General features: G+C 32.4%; 19 protein-coding genes and 1 pseudogene. 2 read left to right on the top strand and 18 right to left on the bottom strand.

All coding sequences use genetic code 11. From position 1 onward, the window contains the following. Positions 1–74: 74 nt before the first annotated feature. The 5 genes and pseudogenes from fosX to BN2665_RS12845 all read right to left on the bottom strand — a co-directional run bounded on the left by fosX (position 75) and on the right by BN2665_RS12845 (position 2,133). The gene (gene fosX, locus BN2665_RS12860) at positions 75–494 is read right to left on the bottom strand and encodes a FosX/FosE/FosI family fosfomycin resistance hydrolase (protein ID WP_055667511.1); all 420 of its coding nucleotides are present in this window, start codon (positions 492–494) and stop codon (positions 75–77) included. 333 nt (positions 495–827) lie between these two features. Continuing rightward, positions 828–968: pseudogene (locus BN2665_RS27470) on the bottom strand (NUDIX hydrolase); the annotation flags it as partial. A gap of 309 nt (positions 969–1,277) precedes the next feature. Then, positions 1,278–1,625: a TIGR04076 family protein gene (locus BN2665_RS12855; protein WP_041173129.1), complete on the bottom strand. Its 348-nt coding sequence runs from the start codon at positions 1,623–1,625 to the stop codon at positions 1,278–1,280. A gap of 90 nt (positions 1,626–1,715) precedes the next feature. Then, positions 1,716–1,844, bottom strand: a complete 129-nt coding sequence (locus BN2665_RS27745; RefSeq protein ID WP_278335896.1) for a hypothetical protein — start codon at positions 1,842–1,844, stop codon at positions 1,716–1,718. A gap of 7 nt (positions 1,845–1,851) precedes the next feature. Continuing rightward, positions 1,852–2,133 (bottom strand): site-specific integrase, encoded by a 282-nt coding sequence (locus BN2665_RS12845; protein ID WP_055667510.1) that lies wholly within the window; start codon positions 2,131–2,133, stop codon positions 1,852–1,854. Between the two features lie 182 nt (positions 2,134–2,315). Here BN2665_RS12845 and BN2665_RS12840 point away from each other — a divergent pair, with 182 nt between their 5' ends. Next, the gene (locus tag BN2665_RS12840) at positions 2,316–2,798 is read left to right on the top strand and encodes a CarD family transcriptional regulator (RefSeq protein ID WP_074042308.1); all 483 of its coding nucleotides are present in this window, start codon (positions 2,316–2,318) and stop codon (positions 2,796–2,798) included. A 295-nt stretch (positions 2,799–3,093) separates the two neighbouring features. Here the strand turns inward: BN2665_RS12840 and BN2665_RS12835 are convergent, their stop codons facing one another. Then, a complete protein-coding gene (locus BN2665_RS12835) occupies positions 3,094–3,294 on the bottom strand; it encodes a cold-shock protein (RefSeq protein ID WP_055667509.1) in 201 nt (66 codons plus the stop codon). Positions 3,295–3,810: 516 nt separating this feature from the next. Between BN2665_RS12835 and BN2665_RS12830 the strand changes: the two genes are divergently transcribed. After that, positions 3,811–4,917 (top strand): hypothetical protein, encoded by a 1,107-nt coding sequence (locus BN2665_RS12830; protein WP_055667508.1) that lies wholly within the window; start codon positions 3,811–3,813, stop codon positions 4,915–4,917. Between the two features lie 76 nt (positions 4,918–4,993). Here BN2665_RS12830 and BN2665_RS12825 read toward each other — a convergent pair whose 3' ends face one another. The 12 genes from BN2665_RS12825 to BN2665_RS12770 all read right to left on the bottom strand — a co-directional run bounded on the left by BN2665_RS12825 (position 4,994) and on the right by BN2665_RS12770 (position 17,582). Next, entirely contained in the window at positions 4,994–5,329 is a 336-nt protein-coding gene (locus BN2665_RS12825; protein ID WP_055667507.1) for a hypothetical protein, read from the bottom strand. A 62-nt stretch (positions 5,330–5,391) separates the two neighbouring features. Continuing rightward, positions 5,392–5,679 (bottom strand): hypothetical protein, encoded by a 288-nt coding sequence (locus BN2665_RS12820; RefSeq protein WP_055667506.1) that lies wholly within the window; start codon positions 5,677–5,679, stop codon positions 5,392–5,394. A 242-nt stretch (positions 5,680–5,921) separates the two neighbouring features. After that, entirely contained in the window at positions 5,922–6,812 is an 891-nt protein-coding gene (gene queG / locus BN2665_RS12815) for a tRNA epoxyqueuosine(34) reductase QueG (protein WP_055667505.1), read from the bottom strand. Positions 6,813–6,890: 78 nt separating this feature from the next. After that, complete coding sequence (gene vanT / locus BN2665_RS12810) at positions 6,891–8,072, bottom strand: serine racemase VanT catalytic subunit (protein WP_154674940.1); 1,182 nt, start codon at positions 8,070–8,072, stop codon at positions 6,891–6,893. A 76-nt stretch (positions 8,073–8,148) separates the two neighbouring features. After that, a complete protein-coding gene (vanG, locus tag BN2665_RS12805; protein ID WP_242865948.1) occupies positions 8,149–9,318 on the bottom strand; it encodes a D-alanine--D-serine ligase VanG in 1,170 nt (389 codons plus the stop codon). 98 nt (positions 9,319–9,416) lie between these two features. Then, positions 9,417–10,427 (bottom strand): D-alanyl-D-alanine carboxypeptidase family protein, encoded by a 1,011-nt coding sequence (locus BN2665_RS12800; protein ID WP_055667504.1) that lies wholly within the window; start codon positions 10,425–10,427, stop codon positions 9,417–9,419. A gap of 239 nt (positions 10,428–10,666) precedes the next feature. Next, a complete protein-coding gene (gene vanS, locus BN2665_RS12795; RefSeq protein WP_055667503.1) occupies positions 10,667–11,818 on the bottom strand; it encodes a vancomycin resistance histidine kinase VanS in 1,152 nt (383 codons plus the stop codon). Then, positions 11,802–12,497: a VanR-ABDEGLN family response regulator transcription factor gene (gene vanR, locus BN2665_RS12790; RefSeq protein ID WP_055667502.1), complete on the bottom strand. Its 696-nt coding sequence runs from the start codon at positions 12,495–12,497 to the stop codon at positions 11,802–11,804. Before vanR ends, vanS begins: the two co-directional genes overlap by 17 nt. 393 nt (positions 12,498–12,890) lie before the next feature. Then, complete coding sequence (locus tag BN2665_RS12785) at positions 12,891–14,003, bottom strand: radical SAM protein (protein WP_055667501.1); 1,113 nt, start codon at positions 14,001–14,003, stop codon at positions 12,891–12,893. A gap of 16 nt (positions 14,004–14,019) precedes the next feature. Next, a complete protein-coding gene (locus tag BN2665_RS12780; protein ID WP_055667500.1) occupies positions 14,020–14,658 on the bottom strand; it encodes a TetR/AcrR family transcriptional regulator in 639 nt (212 codons plus the stop codon). Positions 14,659–14,902: 244 nt separating this feature from the next. Further along, positions 14,903–15,841, bottom strand: coding sequence for a dipeptidase (locus tag BN2665_RS12775; RefSeq protein WP_055668394.1), 939 nt, complete (start codon positions 15,839–15,841; stop codon positions 14,903–14,905). Positions 15,842–16,106: 265 nt separating this feature from the next. Beyond that, on the bottom strand, positions 16,107–17,582 hold the full coding sequence (locus tag BN2665_RS12770) for a protein adenylyltransferase SelO (protein ID WP_055667499.1): 1,476 nt from the start codon (positions 17,580–17,582) through the stop codon (positions 16,107–16,109). Positions 17,583–17,601 lie beyond the last annotated feature (19 nt).

Raw genomic sequence — 17,601 nt, 5'->3', positions numbered from 1 at the left:
TTTATCAAGCCTAAGCAGTAAATTACTGACCTTCTGATTATAATCTACTTTTTTGTAAATTTATGAATTCAATACTACTTCTCTACCCTCTCACCCATAGAATATCTTAGTAACCTTTCCTCAAGGGTTCCAGTATGTAACTCAAATAAATGATTATCGAAATCATAAAAGTATAATGAGCGCCCTTCTCCTTCTACTCTATGGCGAGGAGGCTTAAAATCCAGGCCTAACTCTTCTATTCTCTTTAGGTACTTTTCGAAATCCTCCTCTCTTATTTTAAAAGCTACATGATTATATGTACGTTCATTTAGTTCTTTACCTTCCATTATGGCAATCCAATGCTCTCCAATTATAAAAAATTTTTCACGTGACAAAGAAAAGGTTTTATTTTCACTTGAATATACCTCCTCTGCATCAAAAATATATTTTAAAAATTTCGTTGACCTTTCTAAATCCTTCACAATAAAAGTTATATGGCTAATTTCTTCTATCATATTCCTACTCCTGATTCTTCATTTACAACTACTTTAGTTATATCCTTATTCTATGCTTTTTAAATAAAAAAGTATACCCGCTCTATCAATGTTTGAAAATTGTAGTGGATTAAGCTCCATCATTGAATTCAGTCGTTCAATATTAACCCATCTAATATCTTTTGTATCATCGCCTAAATCTACTAACTTCCCCTCTGCTTCACATCTAAAATATACTCCTATTGAATCTACTGGTCCCTTAACAGTCTGATATATAGCAAAGGGTTGGATACATTCAACTTGAAAATCTAGATTTATATTTTTAGTATTAACTGCTATTTCCTCTCCATTAATTTAAACGATATCTAGTCCGGTCTCTTCCTTTACTTCACGTTTTAAAGCATCTAGAAGGGATTCAAACTCTTCAATTCTCCCACCTGGAAGTTCGATACACTGAGGTTCATTAGGTTTATTTCTTGTTTGAATTATTATTTCCCTTTCTCCATTACGCTTTCTTTATATGATAGCTCTTGAATTAACATAGAACATATTAAGGTCTTATCAAGAGTAAATTTTGAAAAAACTTTAAAAAACTTAATCTTTACATACTATATATGTGTAGTATGTGATATTAACAAAGTCCATCAATAATTTTGTTGGACTTTGATTCGTAATATATTAAATCTACTCCCTAAATTTATAATATGTAAAAATTATTCTTTTAATAGCGACTATAAACTCAACTACAAACTGAAATTTATATATTTCGGCTTATCTTCAAACTGAGCACAATAAAAATCAAAACTAATCAAAAAACTTCCCCTTATAAAAATTCTCATTGTCAAGTTTCTTTGCCGTCAGCCTGAACATGACGCAGCCATCTGGGCATACAATGTCCTTGCTATATTTGCCATTGCCGCCAATGTTCTCTAAATCTCCGCCACTTCTGACCGACTCCATGATTGGGAACATAATCATCATGACCTTGGAACAGATACCCTGTCCATCCGCATTTATGGGACAGCCATAGGTGCAGGTATACTTATCCCCGACTTCCTCGCCGTTTCGGCAGTACCGCTCTGTATGGTCACTGCGAAGAAACCCAGTTACCTCAATTTCAAATTCATACTCCTCATCATACCATTTTTTCATGATTAACCTCCAAATTCTAATTTATGAAGCACAATTTAGTGAAATTGTAACTTAATTTATATATTTAATTGTACCATAATTTTCAATGATTTATAATTGTTTATATATCTCAGCATAATTAACTTTGAGTTGTTCTTTAAGTTCTTTATTTTCTTCTTCAAGTCTTTTGATTTTTCTTTTTAAACTGGCTATAATAGCATCTTTATTATTATCATTCATTTCTCTTTTAACTTGTGCTGGAGTAGGTACTTTTGATTATAGTTAAGTTAACTGTCTTTTCAGTTCTCTTTGCTTTAGTTAGTTTTATATTAACTACCTTATTACTCTCATAAGGATTTCTAAGCCATCCTACAAAATCTGATAGTATATTTATATTAACATTTCTATAATCAACATCTATTTCTTTGAGATATTCAAAATATAGTTTTAAAGAGTAACAGTAAGTCTTTTGAGTATTAAAACTCTTTTCACTATTATCTATATACTTTAGATATCTTGCTACTGACATTATAGGTACCCCATTATAATCAACAGTTTAAATTTTCTTTATGTGCCAAGCGAAACGTCCCCATGCAACATATAAAAACTATTGACATAATTATCAAATTCATGATAAAATAAAATTTTTGCTAAAGTTCTTAGTATATGTTATACTTAAATAGATAAATTTAAACATGGAGGTTGATAAGGTTGTTTAATATTGGAGATAAGGTTGTTTACCCAATGCAAGGCGCTGGAATTATTGAATCTATACAAGAAAAAGAAATGTTAGGGGAAAAACAGCAATATTACATAATTAAGATTTTAATTAGTAAAATGGAAATAATGATACCATTTAATAGAATACAAAGCTCGAATTTGCGTCCTATTAATGATGAAGCTACTTTAGAAAGTACATTGCAGTTCTTTAGTAATGAAGCCACAGACTCGCAAGAAATAATACCTGCTAAACAAAGATATCAAATAAATATGGATAAAATCAAATCTGGTTCCTTAAAGCAAGGTGCTGAAGTAATTCGTGATTTAACAAGAATGAATAGTATAAAAACTTTAAATTCAAGTGAAAAACAGATGTTGATGAATGCAAAAAGATTTTTAATTAGTGAGATGATTTTAATAAAAGGATTTACGGAAGAACAAGCAGATGACTTATTAAATGCCTGTTTTAATTAAAAACACTAATATATATGACCAAAGTAACTTGGAAATTACTATGAGAAATAACCCCTTTAGTAATTTTTAATTTTTTTATATTCTATTTCTATAGAAATTCCTGATTAATTGGCGGACTTTAAGATATTCATAGTTGCAAAATATGACAGAACTTTTGCAGGATATATAAAAGACCGTAGACTAATTTGCATTTATGCAAATAATCTACGGTTCTTCTTAATTAAGAAATAAGATTAAATCTTTTTAGAATCACTTCAACCATTATGTTAAAGTTCAAAAATATACTTTTTCTAAATTATAGTACAACTACGTTTGCAGCTTGATCTCCACGAGGACCTTGAGTTATATCAAAGCTTACTTTTTGACCTTCTTGAAGAGATTTATATCCATCACCTGCAATAGCTGAGAAATGTACGAATACATCCTTTCCATTATCAGCTTCTATAAAGCCAAATCCTTTTTCTGAGTTAAACCATTTTACTGTACCTTTATTCATATAAAAATACCTCCTAAAAATATCATTTAATATGTCAATTAATATTTTAAAATAAAAAATTCACATTTTATTATGAATTATATGTTACAAAATATAATTCCTAGTAAAATGTGAATTATAAATATCATTGCATACATTGAGGTCATTATAACACCTTTTTTTTAATAAGGCAACACTTTTATTTATATTATTTTAAAACATATATTATTTAGCATTTGGCTCTTTCATAAAAATCTACTCAGCACTCGCTAAAATCTTGTAACCATTAATATTAAGTTCACATATGATACTATTAGGTTTTCCCTAACCTAATATAAGCAACAACATTTTTCTCAACCCTACAAAATGGCTCAAACATTTTAAGCCTTAGTATTATATAATACTAGGGCTTAAAATATTTTAATTAATATCTATTATATATAATTATAGTATCTTGCTTTAAAGGATTTCTATTATAAATGTTGAATAAATTCAATTAAGGTGTAAAGAGGTAATATTTTTTATGAGGTGATATAAATGGAAAATAAAATTGGTAAAAATTTCGATAATCTTTCCCAACGTATAATATATAGTTACGTTGGAACATTTCCAAAATTTATACCAGTTAAATCTGAGGCAGCTACAGAGCATTCGCAGTATCAATTTTATAGCTTTATGAAGAACATTTTATTAAAGCTTTATAATAATCCTGAGCTGCTGGATATTTCTATGGTACCAGATGACTATTATGAGGATTGGGAGTTTCAAAATCGAAAACCTGAATTAATTGAAACCATGAGAAAATATAAGAAAAAAATTGATGATTTTTATATACTACTATTCAAGATTGGGGAGCATGGAGTAGCAAAAAATAATAAGCTATATGTTAGCAAAATTCATATGAAGGTTATAAGTAAAACACTTTCAAAACTTGATAACCTGGGATTAAAAAGTGAAAATCGTAAAGATGAATTTGTCTTTTGGAGTGATGAATATCCGGATATGATTTATGCTTGGAAGTTGCTTGTAGGTACCTCTTTGAAAAGTAATAAAGATTCACTACTTCTGTTTTCACGCTGTATGTTTGATAGTACATATTCTTATACTAGTGATATCTTTAAGAACCTATTAGAAAATAAATCTGCATTTCAAGTTCTGGAGGATTTCTTTGAGCAAAATGGCTATGAGCGCGTGGATATCAGGGGCAATGAAATTTCACTAGATTGGGTGAAGAATTATGGCAAAAAGGATGAACCCCTCAAAGCCTCTTGCTTAGAAAAGACATATGGTGGTATTTCAATTTATTATGATTATAAAAAGAAAAATCAAATTGTATTTGGATTAAGAATTCCAAGGTTTAAAGACCTACTGCTTCACTTTAATGAAATGGATAGTGAATTAAAGGATTTTGTGATTTTAAATACAAAAAAATGTAACAGTTGCGGATATTGCACACAAACAGATAAAACAGGCACAAGAAAGCCACAATTTCTTACTGTTATCTATAATGGTGAATATAATCTGTGTCAGCTTTTTCCAGGATACAGCTTTACCTGGACTTATGTCGATGATAAAGCTGCTTTGAATATTATTAAAATGCTTTCCTTTATGGATTTGATGCTTGAAAAAAGTAACACCGCTTAAAGAAATGCGTTATAAAAATATAAAGAAAGGAATCTAACTAAATTATTTGGCTAGATTCCTTGTTACTTTGGCTATTTCATTTTTTACAACATTTTTTATGGAGATAGTTTTGGTAGCCTTCGGCCTTACATATTTCATCTCCTTGGTATATTCCCTTTTTACAAAAATCACAGATATTATTATACATTGCTGTCTTTTCAGTGCCTTCAATGATCATAGGCTTAGTCTTCTCTATTTCCCTTTCTTTTTTCCATAAAAGATTTTTTACATTGTTTTTATTATTACTGCATATTAGCCAATTAATATAATTGTCCATATTCCCTTTAAACAAAATCTTTGCTTTTTCCTCTGCAATTTTAATAATATCTTCATCTAAATTTACTGATAGCCTTTTTATTCTAGAATGTTCCATTAAACTTCTCCTGCTAAACTGTTTTCTACTAGCAGAATATGCTTATATATTGAAATTTGTTACTAAATCTCTTTTCTCCATCTTCTTTTAAAATAACTTCTGGTAGCTTTGTCTATGATAGCTTTAAAATAGCTTCTTAATTCTTCATCAATAAATTTAGCAATGTTTTGTTCCGAAATAAAACCTTTATAGGCCAATATTCCCTGAAGATATTCATAGGCCATATCTGTAAGTTCTTCATGGGTAAAGCCTTTTATATAAAAGCAGGCTGTTATATCTTTAATCAAATAACTATATTCATAAATAAATATACCTTGATTCTTCTTTAACACATTATTACTTTCACCCATTTTTATTCCCCTTTCAGCATTACACAAACGTTAGTTCCTTCATTATTATTTTACCATAAATATCCATAATTGTTAAGCAATTTTATTTCATTGATGTTTTTGTTTGTGGGGAAACTAAGTGAAGGTAATACTTTGTTAAAAAAAGAAAAGATGCAGTAAGGTTATCTTTGTTAATTTACTACATCTTTTTAAAGACTAAACGTAAATTTGGGTAAATTAAATCTGTGTATATCTTATGTTAGCTACTTATGTAACAGTTCATAGTTTCTCATCAAAACTCCTCTTCCTCTCCAACTAAAAGCTCTATTTCTATATCTTCTTATGAATTCCTTATTAGATATTTGATCTAACTCCTCATAATCCATACTGTACATTAAATTTTCCTTGAACTCTTCTAATAAGGTTTTTTCTATCTTTAGATTATGGGGGCATACTTCTTGGCAAATATCGCAACCCCATACTAAATTATTCTTTTTTAATATTTCTATGTCCACAGTAGAAAGTTCCCGCTTTTTTTGGGTTATATAGGACCTACATTTTAAAGGGTTTATAGTAAAGTCCCCTAATATACACTGACCAGGGCACTTTCTTACACAGTTAAAGCACTGATAACAGGTTCGTTCCTGTGGCTTATCATGCTCAAAAGGATAATTGTTTAAAATATAGCCTATGAACACATAAGAGCCATATTTATCTGTTATTATATGGTTATTAATTCCCCAAAAACCGAGTCCCGCTTTATATGCTAAGTATCTATCGCTTAAAGGTCCTGTATCTACAAAAGCTCTATAATTAAAACCTTCTATTTTCTCACATAAAAATTTCCCTATATCTTCAAGCTTACTCCTTATTATTATATGATAATCTATGCTATAAGCATATTTAGATATAGTAGCTTCCTCTACATTCCCTATATAATAAGGAAATAGGCAAACTATCACTGATTTTACATCTTCTAAGGTTAAGCTGGGATGAATCCTTTTTTCAACATGCTTTTCCTCGAACCCCGATATATATCCTTTTTCAATCTGCCTTCTCCAGACTTTTTCAAAATCATAGTATGGTTCTGAAGGCGCTATTCCCACATATTCTATTTTTATAGAATTACAAAATCTTAATAGTTCGTCTTTCATATATATCCTTCCAATCACTGATTTATTTTAAAGTTTATATTATAATATTTTGTCTAGAAAAATCAGAACTATTCTTTGTTATTTATAGCAGTAAATCTTATCAAACCGCCCTCCTAGCCTGCTTAATATCTCATTTGTAATAGTATGAGCTTGTTCCGCAATTTCTCCCGCTGTTATTTCTAAGTCTCCAGATTTTCCAAGAATAGTAGCTATATCATTTTGTTTTACATTGCATATACTGGAAACATCAATAATCATTTGATCCATACAAATACGTCCAATAATAGGTGCCTTTTCTCCATTGATAAGTACATTACCAACCCCACAGGATAGACTGCGTGGAATACCGTCTGCGTAGCCTATGGATATAATTGCAATTGTCATGTTTTTAAAGGCTGTGAATTGTAGTCCATATCCAACAGTTTCCCCTTGTAACAGTTCTTTAATGGCCGCAACCCTCGCCTTAATTGACAAGATAGGTTTTAAATCCACAGCATATTTTGTTTTATCCCTTGAACTGCTTAATACCCCGTACATGGCTATTCCAATTCTTGCATAATTGCATTCTAATTCAGGATAATTCAATACGCCATAACTGCTTTGAATATGCTTTTTAGAACACTTGAATCCAATTTTTTCTAATTCTTCTATCATTCTATAAAATCTATCAATTTGTAAATGTGTAAAATCCTCATCCGATTTAATAAGGCTATCGGCCACACATAAATAAGTAAAAATTCCATCAATGATTAAGTTATGGCATTGGAACATCTTTGCAACATAAGTAATATTTTCAGCACGCTCTCCTAAACGATGCATACCGGTATCAATTTTAATATGTACTTTCACTTTCTTTCCATATCTATTGAGCATTTGAGCGTATTCATAATCAACCACTGTCTGCATAAGTCGAAACTGTTTCAGTAAGAAAAATTGCGATGGATGTGTATAGCCTAAAATCAAAATTTCCCCTTTAACACCGCCTTTACGCAAGTTTACACCTTCTATTATAGAAGCCACACAAAAGGCTCTTATTCCCAGCGCATTCAGTTCCTTTGATATTCTAACAGCCCCATGCCCGTAGGCATCACCTTTAACCGCTGGCATAAGTTCGCAGGTCGCCGGCAATAAGTTCTGTAAAACCTGAATATTATGACGTAAACTGTTCAAATCAATCTCCATCCACGCTCTACCTTTACAAAAGTTATATTTCTTTCTTAGGATACTCATAAGAGCAGTCTTCATTGAAAATAATCTCATGTTTATGCCTCCATATTGTAGCAATGAGCCCCTCTATGCTGTTGCCCTATAGCCATATGCCCCAATAATAAAATTTTCATTTTCTCACCGCCAATTCAATAAGTTTCCTAATGATTTCCTCAAAAGAAAATCCAATGCTTTTCAACATATTTGGATAGCGACTATGAGAGGTAAAACCAGGGATTGTATTTACCTCATTAAAGACAATATCTCCATCCAATGTTAAAAACATATCTACTCTTGCAAATCCACTGCATCCTAAGACTTTGTAGATTGCAGTAGCGGTCTTTTTAATTTCCTCTGCTTTTTCATAGGAAATTCTCGCTGGAACATGAATATGAGAGGTCTTCATGGTATATTTTTCTGTGTAATCGAAAAAGCCTTGTGATAACTCTATTTCATCAACATTTCCGATGATAAGTTCATCCGTACCCAAAACAGCGCACCCAACCTCGAAACCATTAATACTTTCTTCAATAATTACCCGATTATCATATTCAAATGCTATTTTGATTGCCTGAGGAAGTGTATTCTTACTGCTAACTTTCGTTATACCAAAGGACGATCCAGCCTTTACAGGCTTGACAAAAAGTGGATAACCAAGGTCTTCTGCTTCTGCCAATGCTATACCTATATCCATTTTATTTTGCAGAACATAGGAACGAGGTGTTTTTATACCTGCAGCATGCACAACTCTATGTGCCATATCTTTATCCATGCAAAGAGCTGAACAAAGACTATCACAGCCAACAATAGGAATACTGGCCAATTGCAATATTCCCTGTACTGTACCATCCTCTCCATTTTTCCCATGTAATACCGGAAAAGCAGCATCTAATTGGATGATATTAACTTCCTCTTTTCCAAAAGTCACAATGCCATGCAAGTGTTTACTAGGAGAGAAGACCGCCGGGATACAAGTTTCTACCGAAAACCATGTATCATTAGGTATATTATCAACTTTTCCCTTATAAAGATACCATTCGCCGTTTTTAGTAATACCGATTAAGACAGGATCATATAAATTTTTGTCCATATGAGTAATTATGGCATGAGCAGATTGAAGTGAAATTTCATATTCAGTAGAACAGCCTCCAAATAAAACTGCAACTTTCTTTTTCCTGTGCAGGCTACCTTTAATTCTATTCTCTTTCCTGTAACTGAAATCAGGCCATACCGAAACCTCATTTGTAATGCCTTTAAAAGTACTCTCGAATATCATCTCAAACTCTTTTGATTTATTCATTACCTTTTCCTCCTTATTGCTTCATATCATGTGATTATGCGATACAACTACATATTGCATTCTGTTTTTTCTTATATTTTTTATGGAACCTTTAATATCTAATGACTCACTTGTCCTATTTGGTTATAGATATTAAACGCATCTAGAATATGGAATTGCTTTGTCTTGTGATTTCCATTTGCACCGGCAGTTACCATGATGTATTCCTTTCCATTCACAACTGCTAAGCTGGCAAGACACAACCCTGCTTCTTCTGTATACCCTGTTTTTCCTCCCAATATTTTTCCTCCAGTTACATCTGTACGATCCATATATTTAAACATGGTATTGTAAAAAGTTATTCCATGGGGATTCAGGTTTGTTGGTTTGGTGCTATACCTATTACTGGTATAGATCTTACGGAACACATTGTTTTGAAGTGCATACTGTAGTAAAATAGCCATATCCTTTACGGTGGTATAATGCTGACTATCCTGTAATCCTGTTGAGTTACGAAAATGTGTACCTTTCATCCCTAATTTAACTGCTTTTTCGTTCATCATCTTCACGAAGTTTTCTTCTGAACCCGCAATTTCGTTAGCTAATCCAAGACAGGCCTCTGCACCAGAGGGCAGCAATACTCCATACAGTAAATCAATAACTTTCACTTTCTCATTAGGCAAAAATCCAGCCATTGAAGCATCTGAAGCATATAATCCTGGGAAAATATCAGATGAAAGTTTTATGGTCTGATTAACATCTGATACAGTATCAATTACAAGAATGGCAGTCATTATTTTGGTTAATGAGGCTGGATATATTTTTCCATTAGAGTTCTTTTCCATTAGCACTTGATTACCCTTTAAATCTGACAAAATGGCATTTGGACTATACAGTTTATTTGTCTTAATATCAATGGCTTCTTGCTTCTGATTTTTTTTAGGATCTTGATTTTTTTCTAGTATTTTATCATCATACTCTTTTTTAGCCGTATCTACTTCTCTAGGTAAATATGTTTTGTTAAACAGCACTGTCTTCCATTGAAGTAATAAAATTGCTATACAAGCGAACATAAAAATAAATAGACTGACTTTTAAATAACTACTTTTTTTCTTTATTTTTCTTAACATATTAAATTCCTTTCTTCTAAACTAATACTTTTTAGTGGAGTCGGCTTTCAATTTAATGACTATAATAACAGCTTGTTTCAAACAGGTCGAAGTGCAGCTTAATAAAGAAAAGCCTGTTCATATCGATAAAATCATTCTACCGAAAATGAACAGGCTAAACTTTAATATGAAATTGTTTAATTATTAAGAAAAGATAAAGATAAAATTGATATTCTATTAAGACTAATAACTTTATATATTTATGCTTTTTCTGGCTCATGCTGCTTAATGGGTAAAGCAACGTTAAAAACAGTGACCCCATTACTGCTTTCCGCAGAAATTGTTCCACCATGTAATGTGATAATTTCTTTTGCTATGGCCAATCCTAAGCCAGAGCCACCAGTATTTGTTGTTCGGGCTTCATCCAACCTAAAAAATTTTTCAAATATGTAGGTAAGCTTTTCTTTAGGAATTGTTTTTCCTGTATTTTTAAAAGATATTACAATATTATGCTTTTGAACTTCCGCCGAAATGTCAATAGTACTGTTATCGTCACTATAAGCCACGGCGTTTTTTAAAATATTATTAAATACTCTTGCTAATTTAATTGGATCTCCATATATGGTTATATTTTCATCAGCATGGATTACAGCTTTCTTTCCGTGTGGTTCAAGCAAGGGATAGAATTCATCTGTCATTTGAACCAGCATATAGTACAGGTCAATGGTTTCTTTTTCTAAAGTAATTGTTTGAAAATTGTATCGTGTAATTTCAAAAAACTCGTTGATCAGTTTTTCTAAACCATATGCTTTTTCTAAGGTAATTCCTATATATTTTGCCTTTTGTTCAATGGGCATATCCGGGGCCTCATCAAGCAAACTCAAATACCCAATGACAGAAGTTAAGGGTGTCTTTATATCGTGAGCTAAATACATTACCAAATCATTTTTTCTCTGTTCCGCTTGCTGTGCATTATGTTCCCTTATTTCCAAGGTTTGTTTTAAGGCATTTAACTTGTTTTCCATAAAACCCATCTCTGGTGACATCTCAATGTCTTTGTTTTCCCCTCTTATTAAAGCGTCAATACTATCATTCATTTCATCGAAATATTTTGTAAACCAGGAAAGAGACAAACGAAAGAATATGAGAAAAAATATGATAATTGTTATAAATATAAAAATATTTAAATTATTACGGAAAGTGTAGTGATAAATTTTAAATGCATCCTCATAATCTAGTAAAAAAGTCTTTTCTAAAAATCGAACAATCCACTCTCCAATATTCCCTCTCCATAAAGAACGTAAAAGCAAAACAGCAAAAACCGAAGCTAATATGATGAATAGCATCTGAAAAAATATTTTACGTTTTAATTTTAAATAATCAGGTCTTTTTCTTTTATTTTTCAATTTTATATCCTACTCCCCATATGGTTTTAATGTATTTTGGATTTTCCACGGAATCATTCATTTTTTCTCTTAAATGCCTGATATGGACGGTGATAGTATTATTGCTTTTGCTAAAATACTCATCGCCCCAGATTTCATGGAATAATTCTTCTGCGCTGACAGCATTACCTTTTCGCTGACACAGTATCCTCAATATAGAAAATTCAGTAGGGGTAAGTGTTAATGGTTTTTCATTCAACAGACACTGATGTGTATCTATATTGAGGACTAATCCAGAGTGAATAATGATATTTTCATCTTGTTCTGGAGCTATATTATATTTCAAATATCTGCGTAACTGCGCCTTAACTCTTGCCACTAATTCTAATGGACGAAAAGGCTTTGTAATATAGTCATCTGCACCCAGTGTCAATCCAGTAATTTTGTCAATTTCTTCTTCCTTTGCCGTAAGCATAATCACTGGATAAGTATATTTTTCTCTGATCTTTTGGCAAATTGTAAAACCGCTTATTTCAGGAAGCATAACATCTAAAATAGCAAGGTCGATTTTATTCTTTGAAATACAATCTAAAGCGTCTTTCGCAGAATAAAATTTATAAACAATATAATTTTCATTTTTTAAATATAACTCTACCAAATCTGCAATTTCCTGTTCATCATCTACCACAAGTACTCTTCCGTTCACAGTATTCACCTCTCTTATCTGCAATATATTATTTTACCACTAAATCTCATAGAGAATATTATTTTATTCTTGATAAATTATTAAGATTTTCCTAAGCTGGACTTCTTCTTGTATCAATAGACTTCAAAGATAAAGTATTCCGCTATTCATAATGTCCTCTGCTTTCTAAAGCTTGTATAAACATTTCACTATTACTGACCATTTTTCTTCCCCCTATATAAAGCTTTGTAAATATATCGGTTTTCTAGTTGTATATTTACATTAATTATACATAATATTCTATTGATTTAAAATACTTATGTATACATAGAAAAAGAAGTATTCAACTTTAGGTTTATTGAATACTCCTTTTGAATTTTGTATGTGGGTTTTCATTTCAGTAATATAACGTGCTTATTTATAAGATTCGTAGTTTTTGGTAATCTCCTCTACAAGTGCTTTATTTTCAAAGAGTGCACATCCTCCTTTATGCTCCTTTAGCAGTCCATGCATACTTTTTATTTCATTTAATAGTGGCGATTTTAATGCCTCTTTAAGAGTTAAGCTTTTTAAATTAACATCTGAATAAGGGGCAAAGGGGCATGGTTCCACTGCTCCTATTGAATTAATATGAATAAACCCTCTGCCAGCAGCTAAGCATCCACCAAATTCCTTCTCATCTCCTGGAAAAGCTATAAATATGCCCTTATATTTTTCTCTTAATTCTCTGAGTTTACCATCAAGGAATATCCTTTGAGCTTCAGATAACACTAGATTTTCTGTACTAGAATCAAAAGGAATATATTCGATAAAGAAGAATACCCTACAACCCTTATTTATATGATTTTTTATAAACCCTTCCTCCATAACACTTTCTATATTTTCTGAGGTAAGAGTTATTGATATTCCATAGAATATACTTCTCTCTTTAAGCAAATCAAAACTTTGAGAAATTTTTTCAAAAACCTTTTCGCCTCTTCGGTTATTGGTTTGATTTCTATCTCCTTCTATGCTTATTACAGGTATTAAATTTCTACAGGAAGCAAAAAAATCAACCCACTCTTTATTGATTAAAAGTCCATTTGTAAACATGGGAAAGATGATTTCAGGAAACTTTATGCACTCTTTGATGATGTTACTTTTCATAAGTGGCTCTCCACCTGCTAACAGTATAAAAGCTATTCCTAACTCCCTTGCCTGGAGAAAAATATCTCTCCACTGCTCTTCATTGAGTTCTGAAGAACAAGGATGATCTTTGATTCTATCATAACATCCCTTACATTTTAGATTGCAGGTACTTGTAATAGATGCTATCATAAAAGGCGGCACATGCAGTCCATTTTCTTCAAATTCATTTCTTATGCGCTCTGTATTTTTTTGTTTTAGCGCTATAGTGATGATACTTTTAGCTGAAGAAAAATCTTTAAGAGCTATTTTTATAAAGTCTTCAATAAGAAGGGCTATTGACTTGTTTAACATTTTTGTTAAGGTGCTATTTGATATTTCAGAATAATTTACCCTCTCCATTCTCATTCCTCCAAAACTATTTATTAGTAATGCTATCCCAGAAAAAGTCTATATGCTCGCTTATCTGCTTTTGAAGTCCATCCATATCAATATTATTCATATTCTTTAGCATAAATTCTTCATACATTTTATAAATTGAAAAAGCATGAAATTCCTGCGAAAGTAAATGGGGATCTCCTTTTTTAATAAGGCCTTTTTCCATAAGCTCCACAAGAAAATTTTCCATAAAGCTTCTTGGCTTTTGAATAAATTCTTCCCAAAAAAACTCTCTAATCTTTTGATTTTTAAATTGTTCCTTGATGATAATATTTAAAATATTAGTGATTTCTGGCTTTTTAAGAGTAGCTACAACACTATATAGCCCTTGTTTTAGCATAGCGGGGATTGAATTTTCTTTAATATGACCTTTATTTATATCAAATACCCTTTCACCTTGATAAAAATTTTTTCTATAATATTTAAATATCTCCTCAAGAATCTCTTCTTTGCTATTGAAATGATTATATATGGAGCTCCCTTTAATACCTACAATCTCAGCTATTTTTCGTATTGATGCATTATCATAACCTTTAGTTGCAAACTCCTGTATAGATACAGTTATTATTTTCTCCTTTGTATTAGCCTGTTTTAAATTTTCATCAAAAACTCTCTTCAAGTTCCACCCTCCTAACTAACAATGTTAGCATACCTTTATAATAAACTAACAACGTTAGTTTGTCAATAAATAGTAATTGCAAAGAATATTTTTTCAATACAAAAAAGTCTTTACTATAACGTTAATAAAGGAACATCCTTAAATTTACGTAAATAAATCTATGAATGTTCCTTTATTTATTGAATGTACCCTTTTATCCTTTTTAATAACTGCATGAGTTATTTCCACATCTGACTATAACCTATTACTTCATTACATCCCTTATTACCCTCAAAGCATTTTTATTGAATATTTTTTCTATATCATCATCACTAAAATCTTTTTTATGAAGAGCCCATGCTAATTTTCCCATTTCAGAAGCATCATTAATTTCTACTTTATTACCAATTCCATCAAAATCGCTACCTAAGGAGATTACATCTATGCCTCCAACCTTCACCATACGTTCTATATGCTTTACCATATGATCAAGAGTGGTAATATCACCTTGTCCCATAAAACTTAAGCAAAAGTTAAGTCCAGCCACTCCTCCAGCTTCACTAAGCTTTTTTATCATGTCATCAGTGAGATTCCTAGAAGCACCCCAGACTTCTCTTGAATTTGAGTGTGATGCAATAAAGGGCTTTGAAGAGTGCTTTATGACATCATAGAATCCATTGTCATTTAAATGAGATACATCTATTACCATACCTAGTCTGTTCATTTCCCTTACTACCTCTATGCCAAAATCCTTTAATCCTCTTGTAGCAGGCTCAGCAATTTTATGTGGAAATCCAATTTCATTTTCATAATTCCAAGTTAAAGTTATGAGTCTTACTCCTATATCATAAAATTCCTTTAACTTATCTAAACTACCTTCTATAGCTCCCCCTTCTTCTATGGTAAGAAAAGCTCCTATCTTTCCTGACTTTCCAGTGGCCATAAGTTCATTATAGTTTCTTACATGTTCTATATATTCAGTATTTTTATCTATCTGTTCTTTGAATTTTTTATAAAGCTTCATGGTTGTTTCATAAGCACTTGAAACTTCTTTTAATGGAAAAAACAAAGCAAAAAACTGAGCCATGGCCTCTCCCTTTATTAGTTTTTCTATATCCACCGATAAAGAATTGCTATAAAGCTCCTGCTCCTCTTGGTTTAGTAATATGCTTATAGTATCACAATGCAAATCAATAAATTTCATACTGGTATCCCCCTTAAATATTATATTATCTAAAACATTTCTGGTATGTAAGCTTCTGTTACGATAAACTATTTCTCTACAATCGTATATGCTCCTTAATAATATATTACCATATATAATTTCGTTTAAATATAAGGCATCTTCAAAAACATCCTTATGAGACATTTCAATGTTCCATATAAGTAGATACTGAAGAATAAAAAAGGGCTATTAATTAAGCCCTTTTTCATATAAGAGTTTTTTTTATTTCTCATTATTTTTCGTATTAGGTACCGCAAAAGGTTCGATAAGGACGATCCGATTTCGCAGGTAGTGTAGAATACTCTATCTGTTCAGAGGAATATGCATAGGGGCATGCGAGAACAGCAAGAAGCCTTTCCATTACACTGTAGTCTCCATATTTCACTGCGGCTTCTAATGCCTCTTCTACCCGGTGGTTGCGAGGGATTACAGCAGGATTGCTACTTTTCATAAGCTCATAGGAGCGCTCTTTTGATTCCTTCTGTCTACTTATTCTATCCTGCCATATCTCGTACCACTGAGCAAACTCCTTAGTCCCAAATAGAGCCGTATCTTCCAACTTGTCAAAAGTTAATGCGCGGAAGGTATTAGTATAGTCCGCACCATACTTCTTCATCATGCCTAAAAGGTCTTCAATAAGGCTTTCATCCTGTTGCTCTTGGTTAAACATTCCTAGTTTTGCCCTCATACCTTCTAACCAATTGCTGTGATATAGTTCATCAAAATCTGAAATGGCATCCTCAGCAATTTTCACAGCCTGTGATTCATCGTGATGAAGCAGTGGTAATAGAGCTTCAGCAAATCTTGCCAAATTCCATGCTGCAATATGGGGCTGATTGCCATAGGCATAACGACCATGAGCATCAATGGAACTGAACACTGTGGCTGGGTCATAGGTATCCATAAAGGCACAAGGACCATAATCAATGGTTTCTCCACTAATAGTCATGTTATCCGTATTCATAACTCCATGGATAAAGCCCACCAACTGCCATTTTGCAATGAGCAAGGCCTGACCCTTAATCACTTCCTTAAGCAAGAGAAGATATGGATTATCACCTGCCGCAGCCTCTGGAAAATGTCTTTGTAATGTGTAATCAGCCAGAGCCTGAAGTTCCTGGACAGTACCCCATTTTGAAGCATATTGAAAAGTTCCCACTCTAATATGGCTAGCAGCCACTCGGGTAAGAATTGCACCAGTTTGCTCAGTTTCACGGATTACTGACTCACCAGTTGTTACCACAGCTAGGCTGCGAGTGGTAGGAATACCGAGCCCATGCATTGCTTCGCTGATGATATATTCACGCAGCATAGGTCCAAGGGCTGCTCTTCCATCCCCTCCTCGAGAATAGGGGGTTTTGCCTGGGCCTTTAAGCTGAATATCAAATCGCTGACCTTGGGGAGTAATCTGTTCTCCAAGGAGCAAAGCCCTGCCATCCCCTAACATTGTAAAATACCCAAATTGATGGCCAGCATAAGCTTGTGCCAGGGGTAACGCAGCTTCAGGAATGTCATTGCCAGCAAACACAGCAACTCCATCGTTGCTTTGCAAAGACTGGACGTTTAACCCTAAGGATGTTGCTAAAGCATCATTGAGAATGATCAACCTCGGTGAAGGCACAGGGGTTGGGCTCAAGTTGGTAAAAAATAATTTAGGTAGACGAGCGTAACTGTTGTCTAAGTTCCATCCTGTTTCTATTATTCCTTTTCTTTCTACCATGTTATTTCCTTTCTTCTTC

This window comes from Desnuesiella massiliensis (assembly GCF_001403615.1).
GTDB classification, from domain to species: Bacteria; Bacillota; Clostridia; order Clostridiales; family Clostridiaceae; genus Desnuesiella; species Desnuesiella massiliensis.
Note: the sequence above shows the minus strand (reverse complement) of the source record. Positions and strands in the feature narration are given on the sequence as shown.